This is a genomic window from Acinetobacter sp. GD03645, from assembly GCF_029845285.1.
Taxonomy (GTDB): domain Bacteria; phylum Pseudomonadota; class Gammaproteobacteria; order Pseudomonadales; family Moraxellaceae; genus Acinetobacter; species Acinetobacter corruptisaponis.
On the sequence record NZ_JAOCLL010000001.1, the window covers coordinates 61,558 to 84,696 of the forward strand.

Below are 23,139 nucleotides of genomic sequence, written 5' to 3' on the forward strand. Positions count from 1 at the left end.
CTTAATTTTTTATCTTGCCAATTGATTTATTCGATCAGTATAAATACCTAAATAACGTAATTTTCGGTCAAAGTTTCTTTCCCAATCCCCTCGATGAGTGAGTTTGAAAGGACATTTCACATAGTCATCATTGCTATAAGCAGATTCAACACTACCTTGTTTTAAATCATTTAAAGTAATCGGTAACCTTTCTCTTCCTGCAACTGGATTTTTATTATAGAAATAGCAGGCATTACCAGTCTTAGAAAACTCAACAATAAAAATATTCTCTATTTGTAGAATAAATGCATTGGTCGGTGGTGAACCACCATTAATTAGTCCATAGCGCCCCTTATTATTCCGTAAAAACTCCTGTTTCTTCGCTTGTTTAGAGCTATAATCATCTTTATATAAGAATATCTTAGAACTACGAATTTGTTTAACAAATTTTAACCAATATTTAAAACGCTCTTCATCTGCATTTTCTGCAAATGTCACAAAAAATGCTTCTAAATCTGCATGAATAAACCATTGTATCACCATTTGTTTAGTATCATCTTTAACGAGATTCCAACCTAAGTTATTTTTATTTTGAGGGTCATCCCAAATTTGTAAAGCCTTTGCTTTTAATCTATTATTTACTTCATAAGATTCTTGAGTTTTTGCATAACGGTCTAATAGTTTAACCAGAATATCTGTTTGATAACGCTGAAAACGTTGTTCTGCCATATCTAATAATAAATCAATTTTTTGCTTAAACTGTTTATCATTAAATTGACACATTTGATCTAGTGCTTGAGTAATCAAGTTATGCCAAAACCAACCATATTCAGGTATTTTCAAACTTTCAGCAATATTTTCAATTTCTCTACTATCAGAAAGAAACAGTCCTATTAGACTTTTCATATTATCATTATTTGAATAATTTTTAATCAACAAATTTAGGGAAATTATATTTTTCTTATTAAAATTTAGTTCCAAACTTAATAAAATATCAAAAATATTTTTACTAACAATGATTTTAACAATTCCTGAATTATCACAATTAAAATTCATTATTTTTTTCAGATTATCTGGTTTTGGGAAATTAATAAACTCATTAAACAAAACTGCTATATCATATAAATAATCTTTACTCAATACTTTTTTAAACTTTGCCATTCTATTTTTTATCTGTGTTTCTGTACCTTCAAAGTTTAACTGTGAGTTAAAATTATACCCAAGGTTTGTTAGCAAATTTAACAGTTCATTCTCCTTACATAATATAAAATCTTTAAATATTTTAGCATTTTTCCCCATATCATGTATCTCATTGAAAAACTCTATATAATTATCCATATTATGTTTTTTAGTACACCCTAATTCTTGGCTTAAAACATCATGATTATTGTTTTTTATTATAGATAATTCTAAATTCTCATCCATCATCTTATCACCTAACAATTCAGGATAATGATTTAATATTTTCATCCAAGGTTTAATATTTTGCATATTAAGCTGTGTTTTTTGTTTATTATTCAGCAAAATATCTCTTAAAACTAGCCAATTTTGACCAATTAGTGTTGTTTTTTTTGTTTCTTGAGCATCTAAAGAAAAATAACTATATAATAAAGGATAATATAAACTGGGCTGACTGACATCAATCTGACCTTGAGTCATATAGTGCAAAATCTGTGTCCCTCGTTCTAACCCAAGTAATTTATTTGGTCGTGTTGGATAAACTTGACATAGACCCCATGTAATATTTCGCCAATCTCGTTTTGTTAAATCTTCAAGATTCTGTTTTTCCAATTTTTCAATGGCTGTTAAGATTGCATCTGAACGAGGTAGTGCAGCTTTAGCAGGATCAAACCTCTCCTCTATTTTTTCTTTCACTTTGAATAAATGTATTGGTCGAGGTAATTCCCTTTGTTGTTGCTGCTCTAAGATGTGACTTAATGCCAATTGCAAATCAAAAATATAGCTCATAAATTTTACCTCGCAAGTTGGCAATTTTCGATCACATTACTAATAAAATGTGGTTGTGGTTCAGCATCTTCTTTTTCCTTTAAACCATAAAACTGTAACCGCAACTCGACACGCCTAGACTGTTCTTTAGTTTCTTTGGCATTATTAAAGGCAACACCACCTGCAAGAAATAATTGTTTGACTTGTTGTTGTTGCTCATTTTGTAAAGTTGAATTGAATAATTTTGGGTCTAATAACAGACACATCACCCATTCCGAACGGCGTAAGCTTAGATTTAGATTATATAAATATGAACCATCTGTATCAGTAAACCCTTCAATCACCACTTGTTTAAACCATTTTTTCCCCGTTTCACTATTGGCAACATCTAAAATAATTGGAGTAAGTTGTCTTAGTGCATTTTCGCCTTCAATATTTAAGCGATAATCATTATAAGCAAAACGCCCTGCTTCACCAAAATTAATCCGATTATCTTTACAATTGACATTTACTGATAAATCTTTTCCTTTTACTTCGGCTTTAATAGATTCACAAATTTCTAATATTTCATCTTTTCTCCGATCTTCAGCATACATAGCTTCATTGACTTTTTGGGTAACTACCATCAATGATACTGCCATGACCACTAAAAATAAGGTCATTAATGCCGTCATTAAATCAGCAAAGGAAATCCAAAATGGTTTTTCCCCCTCTTCTTTATGTTTTTGTGGCTTAGAGCGATGACCAAACATAATGTATCATCCTCATATACGTCTTTTAAGCTGACTAACCGTAGAATCTATGTCCTCAATCACATCAGTTAAACCGCTGGTTGCCTCTTTTAATCTATCTATACTTCCAGATAATGCCTTATCATATTCACCTAATGTCTTATTTAATGAGGTACTTGATGCATCACTAAATGTCGTAAAGTTATTGGTTAATACTTGATTCACATGCTGCAAATAATGCTGTACATCTTGATTAATCTGTTCAAATTTACCCATTAATATTTGCATGGTTTCAAGTGATTTTTGGCGGTATTCACCTTCTTGTTGTGTTTGACCCATTAAGGTACTAATAGTTTGCATAGCAAGATTCATTTTATTTTGCGTATCAAGAATTGCTTGACTACTTAGATTAAGTAAAGTTGTGGTATCATTTGCTTTACTAATTAAGGTTGTAATGGCTTCCTGACCTTGCATTAATGTTTGTCCTGCTGTACTAAACCGTTGTGCAGCACTATCCATTTTGTCCGCACCTAAATTCATTTGTCTAATGTTATCAGTAGTCGTATGACTTAACTCAGTAATATTTTTACCTAGCTGATCGAGTAAGATTTCCATCGTAGCATTGACTTTACTGACACTAGAAGAAATTCCTGTAGTTGCCTGTGTTCCTGCATCACCAATATTTGTAACACTGCTTTGCATCGTATCTAAAGCATCTTGTATTGCCCTAGTCATTGAAGATTGTTTACGTTCTATACTATCCAGAATTTCAACCATTTTTTCCTGCAATTTTTGACTAGATGCTTCATTTGTTACTTGCATCTGTTCAATAAAACCACTAAAAGCTGTTTGTACATTATCATTGGTTGTAGTCATATTCGATAACATACGTTCTGTTGAATTTACACCAACTTCACTAATATTTTTGACACTACTTTGCATCGCATCTAAAGCATCTTGGATGGCATCAGTCATTACAGATTGTTTCTGTTCAATACTGCCTAGAATATCAACCATTTTTTCTTGTAACCTTTGGCTAGATTCTTCACTAATACTACCCATTTTTTCAACTAACTGGCTAAAGACAGTTTGTACATTATCATTGGCAGAGGTCATACTCGATAACATTTCTCGAGTAGAATTTACCCCAACATCACTAATACCTTTTATACTGTGCTGCATTTCTGACAAAGCCTTTTCTATTACCCTTGTCATATCAGTTTGTCTTTCTTCAATACTGCCTAGAATCTCAACCATTTTTTCCTGTAATCTTTGACCTGATTCTTCGCTTGTGGTTTGCATTTGCCGAATTAAACTTGCAAATCCTGTTCGCATATCCGAGATAGTCGTAACCGATTGTTCCATCATCTCAGCTAGACCTTGCATCTGCCCACCAACTGTACTTTGCAACTGATTTGTAAAGGTTTTTAATACTTCGGACAACATACTATGTACAGCTTGACCTTGATCTTGTGATGCACCTTTGACCACTTCTGCAATTTGTTGTAAGGGTTGTTGCAGTGCCATCTGAATGGATTGACCAAAAGCATCTGCCATTTGCTGATTTGATTCAGCTTGTATAGCTCGATTTTCAGCAATTAATTTATCTGCCATCGCCCCCAAACCATTAATAATGGCAGGCTTTAAGTCATCAATTAAACTGTCTTTAATATTTTTAATGGCCGTTTCAGTGGATTCTACCCGATGCACCAAACGATCTAAATATTCTTCACCAATGTCATCCGCATCAAATAACTTGTCTATTTCTGTAGTGAGTTGTTCTAAAGTCGCGTAACATTCACGTAACCACGCTTTTTCTTTCCATGTAATTAACATCGCAATAAAAATTGCCAATCCAGAAGCAATAAATGCAGCCATTACACTTTGCAATAAAGCTTTTAAACTTGCCTGAATATTCGCTGGGTCACCTGCTGGGTCAAATGACCATAAACCAATAAATAAACCTGAAAATGTCGCAACAATTGCCAGCCCTGTAATAATCCCAGGTAAATGTTTATAAAAATCGACTTTTAAAGGGGTATCAACCAGGGTGGACTGTTCAAAGAAATAACCACTCGGTACAGTTGAACGTGTACTCACCAATTGATTTTCACCATCTATTTGCTTATAACTATCGTGTAAAGTCTGGTGATACATCTGCCAAGCATGGGTAAATGGCGTATCCTTAAAATATTCAGTTAGATTCTGCTTAAGTGTTGATGCTAAATATTGATGTTGAGTATTACTTTTCACTTCATTTAAAGCAGCGTCAAGCAATGCTTTTAAATTTTTTGCAGGTTTCCAATATTTTTTAAAGAATCCAACAAATAGGCATCCTACAATAAATAGCATGACTACAACAGGAATCCAGTGTAATATTTCCATCACATTCATCAGCAAATATGCCCCATAAAATAAAAATCAATGCGGCTAAGTGTAGCAAAAAGTGATTATCTTGACATTTTTTATCAATAGAAAAATATTTCAAACGTCAATATACGTCGTCTTATTATTCCAAATAGACTATCTTTATAACAAAGTAGATTCAACTTAACATCTTGTTATAAAGCGAATTTACAAGGTATCAAGTTTTTGCGTAATACGAATACGCCGATTTTTTAGATGCTTGGCGAGGGTATATAGAATTGCACTCAAAACCGCAACCAAAAGGATCATACCCCATAGAACCACATTTACGATTTGTGAAACACGCTCTGCCTGTTGCGCACGTAAATCCAGTGGTTGTGTCAAAGCGGTGATACTTTTGCCATAAAGTTGCTGCTGCATGACCCATAACTGCTCAGGTTTAAAATCATATTCTTTAAACTGAACTGGGTTATTTTTTTCAGCATCAATCAGTTGATTAACATAAAAATTTGCTGTCTTTCGATCAATGGGCTGATGTAGTAAAGCGACTTGGGCCAACACATACGCCTTTTCAGTCGATGAAATATTAGCTTGCTGCAAATCCTGCGCAATCTGGCTTTCAACGATATTGTTCTCATAGCTCATCCATTGCTGATAAGCCTGCTTGGTTTCATCTTTCCAGTCATATTGCAAATAACTCAAACCTGACCACAGCAGAATAAAGGCAATGACCCATGCTAAAATTCGCTGGGTCCATGCCTGAAAGCGACGCTGAAAGAATCTAAGCTTTTTCGCCCAACTGACTAGTAAAAATGCGCCAATAAATGAGACAAATATTTTAAGGAACAGCCAGCCAAACCAAGACAACAAATTGAAAAAATAATCAACAGGCTGTTTAAAGGGAACGAGTTCCTGCACATGATAGGGCAAATCCAGCGCCTGAACATGCACGGAAAGATCAAAGAAACGATAGATAAACTCTTTTTGCAAAAACAGGGATGCAATGATGACAACCGCCAATGTGCTGGTCAGGAAAAACCAGATCATCAGGTGACGTTGGCGTTTCTTTAAAATATCTAAACGCTGATCAATCGGCTGTACACTCAAATCGTCTATGGGCGACAATGATCTTTCCTCTCAATATTACTAATTCAGGTTTTTCGGGGGATTCTGCCCGCTATTTTCAAGAACCAAATGATTCAAACTATCCTGTAATGCACGCAAACGTGTGGTTGCTTCAGCACGTTTCTGCATCCCTTCTTTCTGGATTTGAATCACGTCGTTTACTGTTTTAATGAGGGTGTTTTGTACGTGTTCAAGGGTTTCCACATCAATGACTGAACGTTGATTCGCTTTGGCCGTATCGACTGAGTTCTGATGCAATAGTTCAGCATTACGGCGCAGTAATTCATTGGTGGTATCATCAATGGCCTTGGCAAGTTGTACACTATTCTTCTGCTCCTGCAATGAAATCGCCAAACTAATCTGGTTTTTCCATGCAGGCAAGGTAATGTTTTTGATGGCGTAAAACTTATCGACCAGCATTAAATTATTCGATTGAATAATCCGAATCATCGGCAAAGTTTGCATTGCCGACTGTTGTAAAACTTGTAAATCACTGACTCTTTTCTCAAGGTTATTGCCCAAATGATTCAGGTCATAAATCTGCTGTGTGGTTTGCTGATCCTGTTCTTGCGTGGTTAAGCTTGAAATTTGCTGCTGGATGTCCTGCTGTTTCAACTGCCCCGCAGCAATATAAACACCAAGTTGTTTATATTCATCCTGAACCGCATCAAACATCTTGTCGAGTGTTCCCACCCGCGCCTTAAGGCCTGATTGTGAGCTTTCAATCTCTTTCACCAAGACATCAATCTGTTCTTTGGTGGTATTAAAATGCTGGTCAAAACTTTGCTTGGCATTCTTAAACCTGCTCAACAATCCACCAAAGAAACCTGAGCTTTTTGACTTGTTTAAAATACTGGTAGTATTCAACTGCTGCGCGACCTGAACCACTTCATTGAGCTTTTGGCCTGTTGTATCAAGGTCTTTGTTTTGAACCAGACCCAACAACTCATCTGTATAGGTTGCTGTTTTATTGGCAATGTTTTTACCGTATTCAGCCACCACAGTGGTACTGATGTCTGCAAGTTCTTTATGCGCATCCATAACCTCGGCAAAGTCCTGTGGCTGCAAGCCCAACTCTTTTAAGTTAAGTTGTTCAAAACGCTGTTCCTGCCTAATTTCAAGTTCGCTGGATGATTTTATAAGTTCTGAATCTGACATGATATTCCCCTCTTATTTCTGTAATGATTTTTTCAGATTTTGGATTAAATCTTCTCGGCTTTTGTCTAACTGCTCAATGGTCTTTGATGAGTTGGACTCACGACTTTGCTCTAGATGATAACGCCACGCTGGAATCAACACCTGCTGCGCCTCTTTAAAACGGTCTAAAAGGCTAAAAGATAAATGCTGTGACAACTGCATCTGTTTCATTGCAATGTCATTGCTGGTCTGTAAAGTTTGTAATGTATTGATCTTTTTAGATAGACGTTCAACAAAATGATCAAGTACCTGCTGTTTACTAAACTGGGGATATTCTTTTAAAAATTCATCGGCAGCCTGTATATACGCCGCCATCTGTTCCCTTAAACCCAGAGCCTGCTGCAAACGTGACTGCGATTTCTGAATCTCAACCTGTAGCTTTTGGCTTAAGTAGTTTGCCTCACTGATTAAACGATCCAGGTCTTTGACATATTTGACCTGTCCAGCATCATATTCAACATCAATCCCCAGCCATTTTTGCAGTGCATTAAATTTTCGCCCGCCCACATAATTTTTTGAGCGTGACAGTTGCTGAACAATCTGGGTAATCACTTCACTGAGCTGCTGGTTTAGCTTTGGATCGACACCATTCAACAGGACACTTTGCGCCTGCACCAAATGATCTGCATAATGATTTAAACGATGGGGATCACTGATTAAAGGCAATAGATCATTACGCTTAATCGCCAAGATATGTTCTTGATTCAGTTCAAGTTGCGATAAAGGGGTCAAGTCGAGCGGTATCGTCATATCAATAGAAAATAGTAAGAACAAATAACTTTGAACATTTCTAGTTGTAGCATGTTCTTACTATTTCGCATACTTAAATGTTGTTATGATTTTTAAGCATTTCACTTTATCATTTTTAAAAACTTATGATTTTTGCGGAAGCGCATAGGTCCCAATCACATGCGCCACTGGTTCCTCATCACCTACAGAATATAACCATACTTCCCCTGTCACCAAGGTTCTGCCAACTTTAATCAACTTGCAGACTGCCCTGATATCCCGTGTCCCATCTGGCCTGCGAAAGAAATTGATATTCATGTTGGTGGTGACCGCCATTTTAACCAATCCCAAATGTCCAATAATTGCCACATACAGCACAAAGTCTGCCACCAGCATCAGGGTTGGCCCAGACACAGTCTGACCAGGACGCAGGTCATCCTGATCCACCCGATACAACAATTGCGCCCCTTTAGGGGTAATCTCTTCAATCGTGTTCTTTCTAAGTGCCTGTGAAAATTCCTGAGCCAGAAACTCAATGATTTCCTGTTTATTCGCTGCCATATCTCTCAAAACCTATAATGCTACAACCTATCATCCATTTCAGTATTTATACTCAAGGAACAGAAAGTAACCTACTTCTCTTGAACAAAAACAAGGATCATCAAGTTTTAATCTGCTTTTGCTGAAAGCTCATTCAACACTTGCCAATAAGTTGGTGGTTCAGCAACATGACCACGCTCACGTAACATCTGGTGCATTCTTGGCAACTTAAAATAAGGCACTGCCGCCATCAAATGATGCTCTTTATGATAGTTGACATGAATCGGCGCAACCAAGGCACGCGCAATGTAACCTGCCTTAGTGGTACGTGTATTGGTTAAGGCACTATTACTGGTTTCCATTCCTGCATGTTCCGCCATGGAACGAACACGTAGCAACAGTGGGAACGGCGTTACATAGGCCAATACCCAAAGCGCATAGAGTTTGGGATGTCCTGCTGCCCAAAGTGCCGAAAATAAAGCGGCATTGGTGGCAATGGCCCCACCGCTGTTTTTTATAAATGCCTTTGGATAATCAAACCAGTGTCGTCCCTCTTGAGAAATCCAGCGACGGTCATTGGAAACCGTCCATTCCATTTTCTCAACGTCCATCAACACACGCCCAAGCGCAAATTTAAAACCAGTCACGCCCGATAAATCACGCATGAATTTACGCATGAGTGATTTTTTAGTGGTTGGAAACCCTGTGACAAGTGATAAATCTGGATCATCCACTGTTGATGTTTTACTGTGATGGCGGAGATGATGCTTACGGTACTTACGCAGGTCATTCCAGACTGGGCGGGCACACAACCAGTCGGTTAAGGTATCGTTGAGCCATTTGGTTTTAAACAGGCTTTGATGTGAAGCATCATGCGTAAGGATAGCCAATGCCAATTGACGGCCAGCCAAAATAACTAGGGCTACAATACACATTAGCAACTTGCCCCAGTTTGGCAAATATTCCCAAAAGCCAGCAACAGTGGCAAAGGTTCCACCAATCACCGCCCAGGTTGATAAAACAGCCCAGCTACCATGCAGATCCGATTTGGCAGTCAATTCCGTGATTTCTTCGCGTGTGAACAAATCACTAATAGCCGTACGTGTGTTCATATCCTATCCTGAAATTTTTGTATTTTTATAAAACTACATAACTATTCACTTTATTCTAAATCAAGTAATATTTCTGTCAATAAATTAAAATTAAATTTTTAGTAATATTTGTAATTGGTATTTACACGACACTAAGTTCATAAAACTTGCGCCACAGTTCCAAACCTGTTTGATCCAGTTGTTGCACACTCAGGGCAAATTGCTCCCTGAGCTGCACATCAACAAAATCCTCAGGTAATAAAGGATCATTCATGAGCAGAGAAATTGTCTGGCGACCCAATAATAGCGATTCCCGCGCGGCATCCTCCAATGAGATTCGGTCAACCGTAGCCAACCATTTCTGAATCATTTGGCTATATTTCTCATAGTTCTGGTTGAGTGTTTGTGTTGACCATAAAGTGAGAATCGTTGCCAAAGTCGTTTCATCAAAATGACTAATCTGGCAAATCTTGGCGGTCATTTCCAAACCTGAAGCTTTCAACTCGGAAAAAAGATGATCAAATGTAATCGCCAAATTGTCGGGACGAATATAAATCCCCTGCTCCAATTCCTTAAAGCCAAAACGTTTTAATGCCCGTTCACGACGGTTCAACGCAGTACGGTCAACTCGTCCCAGCTCACCTGTAAAAACCGCAAGATATTGATGCGTCCATTTCTTGGTCTGCTTAATCCCGTTCTTACGGTTCAGCATCACATTGGCCCATTCATGCGACTGGACTGTGAATTGATAGACCCCGCGCTCAATCGCCTCGATCACGCCATCACCCGATAGACGGGTTACGGCAACACGGATACTGTTTTCACTAATCTCAAAAAGCTTGGCAGCAATAATAATTTGTTTAATTGAGATCTCTCGACCTTGTAGCCCTAAAAGTAGATCAATAATCAAGTCTCGGGCATTCATTTTAGCTATTGTCATCTTATGCTAGAACCAGTTTTAAAATATGAAATATTGGAAAAATAAAGAAAGGAAATTTTACCCGAATCCGCCTCTTTTAACATCTCTGCAAAAGAGACGGGTTTCAATTTTAAAGGAAAATGAATAATAAAATCACGCCAAGCACGATACGGTACCAGGCAAATACACGTAAGGTATGACGCTCAACAAATTTCACCAAGGCACTCACCACCAGTAATGCGGCAATAAAGGCAGCAACAAATCCCACCGCGATATTCAGCATATTGTCCTGTGTCAGTACATTGGCATTACGAATAAGGTCAAAGGTTGCCGCACCCAGCATGGTTGGCATGGCCAGAAAGAAAGAAAACTCCGTCGCAGCTTTACGTGATAGGCCTGAAAACATTCCTCCCACAATAGTGGCACCTGAACGTGATGTCCCTGGAATCATCGCCACACACTGCGCGCACCCCACAAGAAAAGCCTGTTTATAGGTGATCCTGGTTGCCTCTGTGGTCTTATGCTCAAACTTGATTGATTCCACCCAGAAAATGATAAGGCCACCGACAATCAAGGCAACTGCCACCACAAGTGGGCTAAACAAAACACTCTTAATGAAATCAACAGCAAACACCCCAATCATCACGGCTGGGAAAAATGCAATCAAAACACTAAAAGCAAAGTGTCGTGCCTCTGAATCACCACTAAAAAAACCTTTTAATAGATCAACAATTTTTTGGCGATATAACCAGCAGACTGCCAGAATTGCCCCAAGTTGGATCACGACTTCAAAGACACGGCCATCGTCTGAATGGAAGTCGATCATATGACCAAATAAAATCAGGTGCCCTGTACTTGAAATGGGTAAGAACTCTGTCAGCCCCTCAATAAACCCTAAAAACAACGCCTTTAAAATTTCAATGTGTTCCATAACTTACTCGAAAGCACCCATATAAAATTCAATAAAAAAATTAACGGCAAGCTTACCTTGAAATAGGCATTTTTTATGTGATTGTCACGTAACGTTTTTAAAAATATGGGGACTTTTAAAATTCTAGCCTGACATGCTGTTAGATATAAAAATTTGGGAATTTATCTTAAATAATCATCAAGCTATTTTTTTTCTGCATTTGCTCAACAACTTCACGGGTATCAAAGCCCAGACGCCAGTACAGTAGTTCTAAAACGTCCAGCTCATCCTGGGTAATGATTCGGTCACTCCATAGGCATCGTTCGGCAATCGCTAAAATATTGAGGCGATCACGCAACAATAAACCTGAAACATCATTCAGGATTTCAGCCAGATCTAGTGGCTCATCCGAAATATCAGCATAGGTTTGCAACTCTTCCTGTGTAAGAAGTTCCTGCAAAATCCGTTCACGGACCTCAAGCTGATTTGGACTGTTAATTTGCTGTACATGCAGCAATGCATCAATCAAATGCACAATTTGCGATTTCACATCCTCAAAAGCTGTGGGCAAATGTGCTGGCATCAGGTTCAATTCATATTTTACGCGTTCCAGCAATAGTGCATCCAGTAAGCCAACCTCACCATCCTCCTGAATAATACAGGCCAGTTTGGTTAAAAACTGACGTGCAATACTGGTGGGCATATGGCCAATGTTCTTGCAGGCATCATGGAAAATCTGCACATGAATCCGTCCATCCAGATTTAACAATGCATCCACAATCGCATGACTCACCGCTGCATCCTGTGGAATAAACTCACGGTACTGGCGGATCATCAAAATCGCCACCATCACTTCCCTTGAACCTGTCGCGGTCTGCATTGCACGCTGAATCAGTTCAGGACGCTTTTTATTTTTCCGCATCTCTGGATTGAGTGGCTTGATCGCATCATTCAAGGCAAAGCTAATCGGTGATAAGCGTAACAACGGCAAAGGTTGTGGAGAACTCCAAGCCATAGTGATATCAGTAGCTTCCTCTTCTAAAGAACGAAATAAGCTAAATAAAGGTCGATTGCGTATTTTTCTTAAATTTTCTAATTGCAAATCCTGTAATAAACTTGGATTTAACTCATAAATTCGATCTTTAATACTTGGATGAATATTCAGCCAGCTTTGCGGACTCAGTGAGTTGGCAAAGCACATATGCGAAATTGACTCAGAGTATGCGCTGTGGATTTGGGAACCTGAATGATGCACATAAATTCGTAGCAAGGTTTGAATATTGGCGTTGTTGTTCATCAAACGCATGGTTTTCAGGTCATTGCGAAAGGTTCGTCCACTTAAGGTGAGATACTTGATTAAACGGGTGATCAGGATACCCAGACTACCAATCAACCAAATCACTCCACCGATTGCCACAAAAATGGTCTCAAATTTATTACGGTACGAGGTTGCATAGGGATTGTAACCTGCCTGTGCGAGCTTGCTGCCCCATTGGCTAAATGTGGTCAAACCACTATATAGAATTTTAAGTTTGGTATTCTCAACTGCTTCACCTGATAGAATCTGGTTAAACTCATAACTCAACAGTCCATAAAGCTCAAGTTCATCCAGATTCTGCAAGGCACCCCAGGTCAAGATAATCACGATATCCTGTGACCTGAAACCAGCGGTTAACGCATTTACCCCCACCTCATCAGGCAATACATACACTGCGGGGGTATCAATCACAAAGCTGCGTGCAACCTGTTCCACAACTTTTAAAGCGGTACTTTCTTCAGGAGTACTTTCATCAAACACCAAACGGCGTGCTTTTAGCTGTTTTGCCAGAGAATGTCCGCCCTCGCGCAGCACATATAGTTCAGCACTGACAGACCAAATCAAGACAAAGAATAATAGGCAGATAAAATAAGGACTTAAAACATGCCACCAAATTGGCTGGGTATAATCAAAGAAATGTACCACCAAACCCAAAATTAAATTGAGAATAAAGACAGTCAATGCCATGGCAAGCAGGCAAAAGCTGACTGACCATGCAATATTCTTATTTTCAATTAAATAATGGCTCATTTCTTTCAATGTAAATTTTCCTTATTACATTGTTTCTGTCAGAGGCTCCAGCGCCTCCAGTATCATAAAATAAAAAAGCGGGAAATTCCCGCTTTTCTAGAGATTAAAATGCTTACTCTTCCTTAATCCCTGTTAAGTCCACTGAAGCGGCATCAATATTTACATCAATGTAGCCATCGGCTTTCTTTTTTGCTGTGTCATTACGTTTTTGCTCAAGTTCAGCAAGGTATTCCTTGTCAATACCACCCGCCACATAAACACCATCAAAAACAGAGCAGTCAAACTCTCTTAAATCAGGCACCTTGCTGGTGCGAACCGCATTTTTCAAATCTTCCAGGTCCTGGAAAATCAAACGGTCTGCACCAATAATTTCACGGATTTCCTCAACAGTACGCTCAGACGCAATCAATTCAGACTTTGCTGGCATATCAATGCCGTACACGTTTGGATATTTCACCATGGGCGCAGCGGAAGCAAAGAATACTTTTTTTGCTCCTGAATCACGCGCCATCTGAATGATTTCATTACAAGTGGTACCACGTACAATCGAGTCATCCACCAATAGAACATTTTTGTCCTTGAATTCAAGTTCCACAGGGTTCAGTTTCTGACGAACTGACTTTTTACGCTGCTGTTGACCAGGCATAATAAAGGTACGTCCGATATAACGGTTTTTCATAAACCCTTCACGAAACTTCACACCCAGAATATTCGCCAACTCCAAGGCAGAGGTACGGCTGGTATCAGGAATTGGAATCACCACATCAATATCGTGTTGCTCACCCCATTCTTGCAGGATTTTATGGGCAAGTTTCTCACCCATTTTCAAGCGTGCTTTATATACCGAGATTCCATCAATCGTGGCATCTGGACGGGCAAAATAAACGTATTCAAAAATACAAGGACGATATTCAGGATCAACTGCACACTGTTTTGAGAATAACTGGCCTTTGCTGTCAATGAAAATCGCTTCACCTGGCGCAATATCACGCTCAATCTTAAAGCCAAGCGCGGTAATCGCAACCGATTCAGAGGCAATAATATATTCAGTGCCCTGTTCCGTTTCGCGTGAACCATAAATCAATGGGCGAATCCCATTTGGGTCGCGGAAACCCACCAGACCATGACCTGTAATCATTGCCACAACGCCATAGGCACCCTTACAGCGCTCATGTACACGGGAAACAGTATGAAAAATGTCTGCTGGTGTCGGGTTTAATGTGCCAATTTTCTGTAATTCATGTGCAAACACATTCAACAGAACTTCCGAATCGGAGTCGGTATTCATGTGACGCAAATCTGTCTTAAACAGATCTTCATGAATTTCTTCGGCGTTGGTCAGGTTACCATTGTGTGCAAGGGTAATACCGTATGGAGAGTTCACATAAAATGGCTGCGCCTCCGCACTACTGGATGAACCCGCGGTTGGATAACGAACGTGTCCAATCCCATAGTTACCCAGCAATGCACGCATATGACGGGTATGGAACACATCACGCACCATGCCATTATCCTTGCGGAGAAATAAACGCCCTTGATGACAAGTGACGATTCCCGCTGCATCCTGTCCCCGATGTTGCAACATCGTCAAAGCATCAAATAACATTTGGTTCACTGGCGATTTACCGGCTATCCCAACAACTCCACACATAGCAACCTCGCGACAAGCTAGGAACGGGGTTTAACCCCAATTAATAAAAAGGATTTTTCGTCGAATGATCAGAACGCTGATCGACCGCAGCACGTTCTGACTCGTCCATTTCGGTTGAAGGGCGATGTAACAAGGCACCTTCAGATGTCATTTGATGTAAAGCTTGATTTGCAGCATCTTTAGAGATTTCTGTTGCTAAAGGTGCATAGGGTAATAGGATTTGTACAAATTTGGACTGTTTCCAGTGTGGCGAGCTTTCCACCCACGGACCAACACCCTGCATGGTGACCAAAACAATCAGTAAACCTTTCAGGGAACCAAATGCGCCACCTGCTAAACGATTTAATGGGCCCAGTTTCAAACTTTTCAAGAGGCCATTCAGCAATGCGGAAACAATCCAGGTACACACCACAATGATCAATACGATAAAAGCGAAAGCTGCAATTTTTTGCACGACAGGGTCTTGGCTTAGGCTGCTCATTGCAGGCGCCAATATAACGGCGTATTTGGCCCCCACGATCAATGCGAATATCCATCCGACCAAGTTCGCAAAGGCTTTGATAAATCCTTGACGCAAACCGTTCAGCCCTCCAATGAGCAAGATGATCAGAATAATGATATCAAGCGTGTTCATTTCACACTGTCATCGCATTAACACACTCTTTAACCAATGTTGGGCCAGCATAAATCAGCCCACTATACACCTGAACCAAGCTCGCGCCTGCCTGTTGCTTTGCCACAGCCTGCTCACCCGATAGAATGCCACCCACCCCAATCAGTGGAATCTGGCCATCCAGCACTTCGGCAAACTGGCTTAAACATTCGGTACTTTTCTCAAATACTGGCGCACCCGACAAACCGCCCGCCTCATTGCCATTCGGCAGGTTTTCCACACCATCACGACCAAGTGTGGTGTTGGTGACAATCAGGCCATCAATCTTGAACTTCAGTAATTGCACTGCAATAAAATTAATGTCTTCAGGTGTTAAATCTGGCGCAACCTTAAGTACCAAAGGAACATAATGCTGATATTGTTCCGCAAGTTCCAGTTGGCGACCTTTCAAGGTTTGTAGCAACTCTGTAAGTGCATCACCACTTTGTAAACTGCGCAGGTTCTTGGTGTTTGGAGATGAAATATTGACAGTGATATAGGATGCGTAGTTATAGACCTTTTCCAGACAGATCAAATAGTCGGAAACAGCATCCTCAACAGGTGTATCGGCATTTTTACCAATGTTGATGCCTAGCACACCCTTGAATTTTGAGGCTTTTACATTTTCAATCAGTTGCTCCACCCCGTCATTGTTAAAGCCCATGCGGTTAATAATCGCCTTTGCTTCAGGAATGCGGAATAAACGGGGCTGGGGATTGCCTGCCTGTGGGCGTGGGGTAATGGTACCAATCTCAATAAAGCCAAAACCCAATGCAGCCAATGCATCAATGTGGGCACCATTTTTATCCAGACCAGCGGCAAGACCAACGGGGTTTGGAAATTCAATGCCCATACATTTTACAGGTTTAGCGGCAACTTTCTGGTGCATAAAGCCAAGTTTATGCGCTTTATCAAGCATGGAGAGTGTGAGTTCATGTGCACGCTCTGGTGCCAAAGTAAACAACAAAGGGCGGGCCAATGAATATAACATACCAATCACAGTCTACTGATTTTTCAAGTAAGCGTATTATAGGCATAGGCTCCACAAAACGCCATGCTTGGCAGAGAGTTATTTTCAGCGTCTACTGAACTGTTGCCGTTAATTTAATCTGCCCCGCATTGGAAACCATGTCCATTTTTTCAATGCTCAACCCCATCTGCGACAGTTGCATTAAAAAGTTGGCCAGTACCGCATAATTCTGATGTTCCGCAACAATTTGGATCTGCTCCCCATTTTGCTGCGAGGAAACCGCCAACCCTTGCTGCTGTGCTGTACGCTGGATTTTATCCGCCGCGGAAAGCCCAAGATCATTGGCAGGCTTCATGGTGGCCGCATTACTCTGCATCCAGACCGTTAAATCCTTGAGCTCATTTAGACGCTTTTGTTGCTGGTTTGCCAAGGCATGCATTTTCCACAAAGCGGAACCAACAATCACAACGATTAAAAAAACGGTTGTGAAAACCACCATCACGCGCTCGCGCACTGACAGGCTCTGTAAATATTGATTCAGCGCCTCAGCTTTCTGATCAAGACTATTTTGTAATTGTGTAAACGCTTTCATTATTTTACTTTGACCATCCCAATCGCACCGACACTATCCGCCTGTACATTTCCGAGTTCCGCCTGAAAACCCTGCTGATTCAACTGCTGTGCCAATGCCTGCAAGTCATTTGCCGATTTTGCCTTTAACGACATTGCCAATGTTGAAGCATCATAACTGACCTGCTGGGCGACAATTTGTTTCTGCATCAGGATTGGCCCTACCCGACTGAGCAAAGACAATGCCTGAGTATCTCCAAGCTGGCTCATGCGTAACTGGCTTTCAAACTGGCTTTTAATATTCTGCTCAGTCACACGGGTATTTTCGCCAAACCAATGTTTATATTGATCGATCGCCTGTACAGCAGTTTGATCTGCTACCTTTCTCAGCTTTGACCAGCGCAAGGCATCATAACCCAACTGCACCAGAATCACTGCCAATAGAATAGCTGCTGCGGCTTTCCAGTAGCCTGACCATTGTACATCGGCATTTTTTGCCTTTGGCAACACATTAAATGGATGTTGCTTTGGTCTTTGAAGCTGCTCAAACTGGTAGCTAAACTCGGTACGTTGATCTTTATCAGATGCTGTTGCCAAAACATCCAGTTGGCCTGCACTGAGATTGGCAAATTTATATTGCGTTTCTGGGGTCTGGAATTCCAGAAATAACCCTAAATCATCAACCGAGTTACCTGACCAGACATTTTCCCTCACCAGTAAATGGTCATACAGATTCACCAGCACCACTTCATTCTGTTCTGGCTCAGGCAGAATCAGAAAATCAGGCAAGAAAGCGACAATCTGGATCGGTAAAAGGCTGAGTGCCTGCTGCCAAGTTTCAATGGTAAATTGCGCAACACCTAAAATATTGAGTTGATCATGCTGAAAATGATGCACCACTTTCATCTGGTCAATCGGCAAGCTCACAAACTCTTCTAACAGATATTTAATGCCCTCCTGCCCCAATTGCTTGTAATGCGCCTTTGTCATGGGTTGCTGCAACATTTGGGCATTGCGGCTTGGAAAATAGACCACCGCCTCTTTTCCACTATGCGCTTGCAGGTCCTGAATGAGTTGTTCAAGACTGTTTGCCTGCAACCAGTTTTCCCCAGCCGACCAATACCATGTTCCATTGGTTTCGGGCATCCATATATACAGCATCGGTGTTCAGTACCTTTATCCTGTTCAGGATAGATAAAATTTATATTGTTGGTGTAAAACGGTTCTTTTGTGTTGATAAACCATTCGCAATCACTGCCTGATCATAAATACGTGCTTCGGCCAATGCAAATGGATTAAAACTTTCATGGGTCAATTGTTCCGCAATATGTGCTACTACATTCATGTGGCACACCACCGCAATCGACTCGTATGGAAGTTTCGATAACCATTCTATGGCATCTTTGGCGTTATCATCGGGTTTAATTTTATCGCAGATTAAAACAGGAATTCCCTGAAAATGTGCCTTGATATGTTCTAGCGTTTCCTGCGCGCGCAGTAATGGACTGACAATAAAAACCTCAGGCTGAATCACATCTTTGAGAAAATCCCCTGTTTGCTCAGCCTGTTGATGCCCACGCGCTGTGAGTGGGCGCTGCATATCATTTCCATTCACTGCTGGAGACGCTTCACCGTGACGAACTAAAGTGAGTTGCATAATCATTCTCTAATTTTTTTCTTGATTCAAAGCATAACAACTTTGGATGACAATTTTTTGATTAAACCTCATGATGAGGTAAAACAAATTCAACATCGCTACGATGGCCATTTTTCATTAACGACAAGGCAATAGTCATTGGCGGTGCATTTTCAAAAATCACCTCATACAAGGCATTGGTGATTGGCATATATACATCCAGTTCCTGTGCCTTGGTACGCACCTGCACAATGGTGTTGATGCCCTCGGCGGTTTGTCCCAGTTCTTTAGTTGCCTGATCCAGTGTTTTACCTGAACCCAGTGCAAAACCAATCTGATAGTTACGGCTTAATGGGCTGTTACAGGTGGCAAATAAATCACCCACACCTGACAACCCTAGAAATGTCAATGGATTGGCACCCTGCTTCACCGCAAATCGGCTCATTTCAGCCAAGGCACGGGTTAAGATCATACTTTTGGTGTTTTCACCAATGTTATAGGCAGCACCCATCCCCATTGCAACCGCATAGATATTTTTTAACGCACCGCCCAGTTCCACACCATGCACATCATCACTGCCAAAAACACGGAACAATGCACTATGCAAGGCATGTTGCACTGCATAGCGAACCAGTTCAGATTCACTGGCAATCACTGTACCCGATGGCATACCCGCCATAATTTCTTTTGCCAGATTTGGCCCTGATAGAACCCCATAAGGCACTTCAGGTAATTCTGCGCGGATAATATCACTCATGAAACTAAAGGTTTTAGCTTCAATCCCTTTGGTCAGTGAAACGACTGCCTGCGCACTAATAAACGGTGCAATTTTCTTCAATACATCACGGAATGAATGACTTGGAATCGCCACCAAAATAATGTCACGATCACGTACAGCCAATTCCAGATCAGAAACCGCACGCAAACCTGTTTCCAGTGTGTAATCAGGCAAATAGCGCTTGTTGATATGCGTTTGATTGATTTCCTCAGCAACAGCCTCATCACGAATCCAGATCATGGTGTCGCAGCCATTACGCACAGCCAGATTCGCCATCGCCGTACCAAAACTCCCCCCACCCAGCACTGTAATTCTTAATGCTGTTTTCTGGTCTACAGCTACGGGTTCAACCAAATCACTAAACTTCAACTCTGTCATTTTTTATCCTGAAACAAATTTCTAATCATTCACAAATAAGATTTAGGTGGCCTGCCATACTTTTAAAAAGTCCTGACTCTCTATTTCGGCACGCGGTGCAATCGCTTTGGCCGCAGTTCCCACATAGATAATACCTGAGATCAAGTCCTGCTCCTTTAGGCCCAATTGCTGTTTTAGCCAGTTAGACTCAACCACAGCACCTGAACGCCACATACTGGCAAAACCTTGTGCCTGCAAAGAAAGCAGGAAATTTTGAATGGCAGCGCCTGTACTTAAAATCTGTTCAAAATGTGGGACTTTTGGGTGATCCTGAATGGTGGTTAAGGCCAGAACCAGCAAAGGCGCACGAAATGGATGTTGCTTGACGCGATCCAACTGTGCTGGCTCGGTCTCACCCAAATCGGCCAAAGCCTTTGCCAAGTGCTCACCAAAAGCGGCACGCTGTTCAGGCGTCACAACCACAAAACGTGTTGGTTTTAAACGATGATGATCGGGTGCGGTAAGTGCGGCCTGTACCGCCTTTTCAAGTTGTTGTGTATTCGGCGCTGGTTCAATAAGTTGTCCAATCGATTGACGTTGATGAATATTATGATGAATGATTTCTATTTTTGAGTCCGTCATTGAAATAAATCTAACTAACACAAGGATTGCGCTAGATTAGCATAATCTGAATGATTTCCACCACGTCCAATCCCTGCTTAATCATTAATTTGAGAAATTTAACAGAGCATCAGCACAAACTGTACATAACCTGCAAAAGCATTCAAAAATTCTATGTTCAAATAATACAATTCTGTCGTAACTTGAGAACAAGCAATGAAAAAAACTTTTATTATGTCTTTACTTGGCGGTTTGGCACTTGGATTAACTGCATGTGCATCCACCCCAACCAATACCTTGGCGATTCAAAAAGAAAACAATCAATATGAAGTCACAGGCATTGGTAAAACCAGCCTGATTGCCAAAAACAATGCGGTCAGTGCAGCACAAAAAACCTGTACCCGCAATACCTCGCCTGTCGTGGTTGATGAAAAAACCGCATACCAAGGAGTTTTAAAAGGCGTGGTGGATGAGCAAACAGGAAAAATGGTTGAGGCTGCCGCAGGGGTCATTGGTACACTGACTGGTAAAAACGCTTCTCTGGCAAAAGATGATGACTATCAAACAACCTTGACATTCTACTGCAAAGCCAATGGATAAATATAAAAAAGCCGATGTTTAAACATCGGCTTTTTTATTTTCGTCACTTATTGAACTTCGCTCACAGCCACTTCTGAAGCTGCACCCTGTTCCGTAACATCAGTATGGTTTTCATCTAAATTCGGTTTATCAATGGCATCAATCGCAGCCTGTTGTTCTGGACTCGTTTGTGTGACTGAAGTTGTCTGCTCTTGCTGTTCAGCATTTTTCGCTTCTTCTTTCTTTGCACATGCAGTCAACATGATCGGAGCAATGATTAAAGCGGCAAGGGTTAATTTAAATTTCATCACAGCTTTCCACAGTTAATGGTTGAAGTTGTGACAAGCATATTTCAGATATGTGACATTTTTATGACCACAATACTCGCCAAAAACAAAAGAGCCGATTTTCATCGACTCTTCTTTCTAAAACATGCTTATAAATCAGATATTAAATACTGATTACGCACGCTCAAGCAAAACTGCAACCGCTGGTAGTGTTTTACCCTCAACAAACTCAAGGAAAGCACCACCACCTGTTGAGATATAACCAATTTGATCAGCCACGGCATATTTATCAATTGCAGCAAGCGTATCACCACCACCCGCAATCGAGAAACCAGCAGATTCAGCAATTGCCAATGAAAGTGCCTTGGTACCTTCACCAAATTGATCAACCTCAAATACACCCACTGGACCATTCCAAAGAATCGTTTTTGAAGTTTTTAGGATCTCGGCAAATGCTTTCGCTGTTTCAGGACCTACATCCAGAATCATGTCAGTGTCAGTCACATCTGCAACATTTTTCACTACGGCTTGTGCATTTGCCGCAGAGTTTAAGAAATCATCAAAATTGATTTGGCTGGCATCAGCAACCACAACATCAGTTGGCAATGGTACGCTCACTTTTGCAGCGATTTGTTTTGCAGTATCGACCAAGTCAGCTTCATAAAGTGACTTGCCTACATTGAATCCAGCAGCAGCCAGGAATGTATTGGCAATACCACCACCGACAATCAACTGATCACAAATCGTAGAAAGCGAATTTAACACATCAAGCTTGGTTGATACCTTAGAACCTGCAACAATGGCCACCATTGGTTTTTCAGGAGTTTGCATTGCACGACCAAGCGCATCTAACTCAGCCGCCAATAATGGGCCTGCCGCAGCAACCTGAGCAAAACGGGCTGCACCCTCAGTAGAAGCTTCGGCGCGGTGGGCTGTACCAAATGCATCCATCACAAACACATCACAAAGTGCCGCATATTTCTTTGCAAGCTCTTCGTTATTTTTCTTTTCGCCATGGTTGAAACGAACGTTTTCAAGCAATACAACCTGACCTGCTGCAACTTCAACGCCATCTAAATAATCAGTAAATAACTGAACATCCTGACCCAATGCCTGACTTAAATAAGCTGCAACAGGTGCAAGTGATTGTTCTGGTTTTGGCTCACCCTCTACAGGACGACCAAGATGAGAAAACACCATCACAGCTGCACCTTTATCCAAAGCGGCTTTAATGGTTGGTAGTGCAGCGCGTAAACGTGCGTCGCTGGTAATTTTCCCATTTTTTACAGGAACATTTAAGTCTTCACGAATAAGAACTCGTTTACCTGCTAAATCAAGATCAGTCATGCGCTGAAAATTCATGGATGGCTCTCTAATTGATTTTAAAAACGGCGTAATTTTAAATGATTCTTAAAAATAAAGGTGAGTTTTTTTG

At 40.7% G+C, this 23,139-nt stretch carries 22 protein-coding genes; 1 reads left to right on the plus strand and 21 read right to left on the minus strand.

All coding sequences use genetic code 11. From position 1 onward, the window contains the following. Window positions 1–9: 9 nt before the first annotated feature. The 19 genes from N5J47_RS00380 to N5J47_RS00470 all read right to left on the minus strand — a co-directional run bounded on the left by N5J47_RS00380 (window position 10) and on the right by N5J47_RS00470 (window position 20,859). The gene (locus tag N5J47_RS00380) at window positions 10–1,947 is read right to left on the minus strand and encodes an EH signature domain-containing protein (RefSeq protein WP_279958792.1); all 1,938 of its coding nucleotides are present in this window, start codon (window positions 1,945–1,947) and stop codon (window positions 10–12) included. 5 nt (window positions 1,948–1,952) lie between these two features. Then, complete coding sequence (locus N5J47_RS00385; RefSeq protein ID WP_279958793.1) at window positions 1,953–2,678, minus strand: flagellar motor protein MotB; 726 nt, start codon at window positions 2,676–2,678, stop codon at window positions 1,953–1,955. Between the two features lie 12 nt (window positions 2,679–2,690). Next, window positions 2,691–5,051 carry an anti-phage ZorAB system protein ZorA gene (gene zorA, locus N5J47_RS00390; protein WP_279958794.1) on the minus strand — a complete coding sequence of 787 codons (2,361 nt, stop codon included), beginning with the start codon at window positions 5,049–5,051 and terminating at the stop codon, window positions 2,691–2,693. A gap of 180 nt (window positions 5,052–5,231) precedes the next feature. Next, complete coding sequence (locus N5J47_RS00395; protein WP_279958795.1) at window positions 5,232–6,149, minus strand: hypothetical protein; 918 nt, start codon at window positions 6,147–6,149, stop codon at window positions 5,232–5,234. 21 nt (window positions 6,150–6,170) lie between these two features. Beyond that, a complete protein-coding gene (locus N5J47_RS00400; protein ID WP_279958796.1) occupies window positions 6,171–7,307 on the minus strand; it encodes a toxic anion resistance protein in 1,137 nt (378 codons plus the stop codon). A gap of 12 nt (window positions 7,308–7,319) precedes the next feature. Then, on the minus strand, window positions 7,320–8,096 hold the full coding sequence (locus N5J47_RS00405) for a tellurium resistance protein (RefSeq protein ID WP_279958797.1): 777 nt from the start codon (window positions 8,094–8,096) through the stop codon (window positions 7,320–7,322). 123 nt (window positions 8,097–8,219) lie between these two features. Further along, on the minus strand, window positions 8,220–8,636 hold the full coding sequence (locus tag N5J47_RS00410; protein ID WP_279958798.1) for a PaaI family thioesterase: 417 nt from the start codon (window positions 8,634–8,636) through the stop codon (window positions 8,220–8,222). Between the two features lie 107 nt (window positions 8,637–8,743). Continuing rightward, window positions 8,744–9,727 (minus strand): fatty acid desaturase family protein, encoded by a 984-nt coding sequence (locus tag N5J47_RS00415; RefSeq protein WP_279958799.1) that lies wholly within the window; start codon window positions 9,725–9,727, stop codon window positions 8,744–8,746. Window positions 9,728–9,848: 121 nt separating this feature from the next. Further along, window positions 9,849–10,646 carry a PaaX family transcriptional regulator C-terminal domain-containing protein gene (locus N5J47_RS00420; RefSeq protein ID WP_279958800.1) on the minus strand — a complete coding sequence of 266 codons (798 nt, stop codon included), beginning with the start codon at window positions 10,644–10,646 and terminating at the stop codon, window positions 9,849–9,851. Window positions 10,647–10,755: 109 nt separating this feature from the next. Next, entirely contained in the window at window positions 10,756–11,556 is an 801-nt protein-coding gene (locus N5J47_RS00425) for an undecaprenyl-diphosphate phosphatase (RefSeq protein WP_279958801.1), read from the minus strand. A 166-nt stretch (window positions 11,557–11,722) separates the two neighbouring features. After that, complete coding sequence (locus N5J47_RS00430; RefSeq protein ID WP_279958802.1) at window positions 11,723–13,612, minus strand: M48 family metalloprotease; 1,890 nt, start codon at window positions 13,610–13,612, stop codon at window positions 11,723–11,725. A 103-nt stretch (window positions 13,613–13,715) separates the two neighbouring features. Then, the gene (gene purF / locus N5J47_RS00435; RefSeq protein WP_004769304.1) at window positions 13,716–15,254 is read right to left on the minus strand and encodes an amidophosphoribosyltransferase; all 1,539 of its coding nucleotides are present in this window, start codon (window positions 15,252–15,254) and stop codon (window positions 13,716–13,718) included. 40 nt (window positions 15,255–15,294) lie between these two features. After that, a complete protein-coding gene (locus tag N5J47_RS00440) occupies window positions 15,295–15,888 on the minus strand; it encodes a CvpA family protein (RefSeq protein WP_267979702.1) in 594 nt (197 codons plus the stop codon). Window position 15,889: 1 nt separating this feature from the next. Continuing rightward, the gene (locus N5J47_RS00445; RefSeq protein WP_279958804.1) at window positions 15,890–16,897 is read right to left on the minus strand and encodes a quinone-dependent dihydroorotate dehydrogenase; all 1,008 of its coding nucleotides are present in this window, start codon (window positions 16,895–16,897) and stop codon (window positions 15,890–15,892) included. Window positions 16,898–16,988: 91 nt separating this feature from the next. Next, window positions 16,989–17,468: a type II secretion system protein GspM gene (gene gspM / locus N5J47_RS00450; protein WP_279958805.1), complete on the minus strand. Its 480-nt coding sequence runs from the start codon at window positions 17,466–17,468 to the stop codon at window positions 16,989–16,991. After that, window positions 17,468–18,607 carry a type II secretion system protein GspL gene (gene gspL, locus N5J47_RS00455; protein ID WP_279958806.1) on the minus strand — a complete coding sequence of 380 codons (1,140 nt, stop codon included), beginning with the start codon at window positions 18,605–18,607 and terminating at the stop codon, window positions 17,468–17,470. The genes gspM and gspL overlap by 1 nt, the downstream gene beginning before the upstream one ends. 40 nt (window positions 18,608–18,647) lie before the next feature. Next, a complete protein-coding gene (gene sixA / locus N5J47_RS00460; RefSeq protein WP_279958807.1) occupies window positions 18,648–19,103 on the minus strand; it encodes a phosphohistidine phosphatase SixA in 456 nt (151 codons plus the stop codon). Between the two features lie 61 nt (window positions 19,104–19,164). Then, complete coding sequence (locus tag N5J47_RS00465; RefSeq protein ID WP_279958808.1) at window positions 19,165–20,238, minus strand: NAD(P)H-dependent glycerol-3-phosphate dehydrogenase; 1,074 nt, start codon at window positions 20,236–20,238, stop codon at window positions 19,165–19,167. Between the two features lie 42 nt (window positions 20,239–20,280). Then, entirely contained in the window at window positions 20,281–20,859 is a 579-nt protein-coding gene (locus tag N5J47_RS00470) for a nitroreductase (protein ID WP_279958809.1), read from the minus strand. A gap of 195 nt (window positions 20,860–21,054) precedes the next feature. Here N5J47_RS00470 and N5J47_RS00475 point away from each other — a divergent pair, with 195 nt between their 5' ends. After that, the gene (locus N5J47_RS00475; RefSeq protein WP_279958810.1) at window positions 21,055–21,438 is read left to right on the plus strand and encodes a hypothetical protein; all 384 of its coding nucleotides are present in this window, start codon (window positions 21,055–21,057) and stop codon (window positions 21,436–21,438) included. A 47-nt stretch (window positions 21,439–21,485) separates the two neighbouring features. On the opposite strand, the gene N5J47_RS00480 is transcribed toward N5J47_RS00475, so the two are convergent. After that, a complete protein-coding gene (locus N5J47_RS00480; RefSeq protein ID WP_267979710.1) occupies window positions 21,486–21,725 on the minus strand; it encodes a hypothetical protein in 240 nt (79 codons plus the stop codon). A gap of 153 nt (window positions 21,726–21,878) precedes the next feature. Next, a complete protein-coding gene (locus tag N5J47_RS00485) occupies window positions 21,879–23,066 on the minus strand; it encodes a phosphoglycerate kinase (protein WP_279958811.1) in 1,188 nt (395 codons plus the stop codon). Between the last annotated feature and the right edge of the window lie 73 nt (window positions 23,067–23,139).